Genomic DNA, 1391 nt, shown 5'->3' on the forward strand with positions numbered 1-1391 from the left:
TTTTTCCATCTGGCAATAAATACAAGCCATTAGAGTAAATAATTGGCCGCTCAGTAAGTGTTTTAGTGGGTACGTGGTAGTTATAATGTTTACCACTGGCGTAAAATATTACATTCTCACTGTCTTTGGTCCAGTTAAAATGAGCATAACCATGGCCTTTACCCATAAAAATAAACTGTTGGGTTTTTGTATCCCACAGCTCACGGGTAAAACCATGCTCTGTTGTATCCATAGACAAGGCAATATAGCGGTTATCTGGGGAGCGCTCAGGTTTATGTAGCCCAACCATCCATTTATCATTAAATGCAGTTTCGGGAATAATACGGCGCCTATCAGAGAGGTCCATACGCGCAGAAAATAATGTAGTTTGCCCCGTCCACTCTATGTCGGCTTTAAATAAAATACGCGGGGTTGAAAACGTTTCTTTATCGCCATACACCTCATTGCGCACCTCTTTAGGCCACTCAGGGTGATATGTATGACGATACGCCAATTTGTCTTTACTAAATCGGCTGGGCTGTTCTTCAACAACTTGTTTAGCAGGTGGGTTAGGCTCATCACCACAGCCAGTTAATAGCAATATAGTAATACTTAGCAATATCATTGCGCTGCTACGCACGCTTTTACTAAACGCTTTTATATTTGTTATGTTGTGTAAAAGCGGTTTAAATCGGGTTTTGTTTTGTGGGATTAATGACATCAATAGTCCTTGATTGTACGGTGTAGATTGGTCGTAGAAGCAGCAGTGCTGAGCTTAAGTAGGATAGTTTTATGAGCATGAAACGGTGCCCGTGTCGTCAGCTGTTTGCCATCAACAGCCTCAAGCACCGCACCTTCATCACTGCTTAATAGTATTGGTGTGGCTTCATTGCTATCAGCCACCACCACACGGTTAAACAGCGGGGTGAGCTTACTGATTGGCTCCCCTTTATTAACATAACCCGTGAGTAAATACGCTTTAGGAAAACTACATTGCCCAGTATAAAATTGCTCTGTCATTGTTCATCCTTGATATTAAACACGCCATAAATATATATAGTTCCCATACCCCATATATTACTTTCTTTAAGTCGCATTTCTCGTGTTTGCTGAGTATTTAAATCAAACTCAACCAATAATTCATCTTGATAATATTGACCATTACCCATAAGTTCCCTTGATTCTATTAACCAAAATGTTATTGCTTTATTTTTTTATCCGAGAAAATATACGAGCTTATACTTCGTGATGTAATACGTTTACTGGGGTCTGATAAATTAATAAAGTAATGTGTACTCCCTGATTTAAAATAAATATAATCGCCGAAAGGGGATACTTCTAAACCCTGCATAGTAGAATGGTTATTAATACCTAAATCGACCTTCTCCAACACGCCGCCATTAAAATCATGC

At 39.4% G+C, this 1391-nt stretch carries 2 protein-coding genes and 2 pseudogenes; all 4 read right to left on the bottom strand.

Annotation, left to right across the window (positions count from 1 at the left end):
• Nucleotides 1–700: pseudogene (locus P20652_RS19370) on the bottom strand (hypothetical protein); the annotation flags it as partial.
• Nucleotides 700–999: a hypothetical protein gene (locus P20652_RS00175; RefSeq protein ID WP_008173062.1), complete on the bottom strand. Its 300-nt coding sequence runs from the start codon at nt 997–999 to the stop codon at nt 700–702. The gene P20652_RS00175 and the pseudogene P20652_RS19370, both read right to left, overlap by 1 nt.
• A complete protein-coding gene (locus P20652_RS20535; RefSeq protein ID WP_008173064.1) occupies nt 996–1148 on the bottom strand; it encodes a hypothetical protein in 153 nt (50 codons plus the stop codon). Before P20652_RS20535 ends, P20652_RS00175 begins: the two co-directional genes overlap by 4 nt.
• A gap of 29 nt (nt 1149–1177) precedes the next feature.
• A pseudogene (locus tag P20652_RS21235) lies at nt 1178–1391 on the bottom strand (hypothetical protein); the annotation flags it as partial.

Source organism: Pseudoalteromonas sp. BSi20652 (assembly GCF_000239855.1).
GTDB lineage: Bacteria > Pseudomonadota > Gammaproteobacteria > Enterobacterales > Alteromonadaceae > Pseudoalteromonas.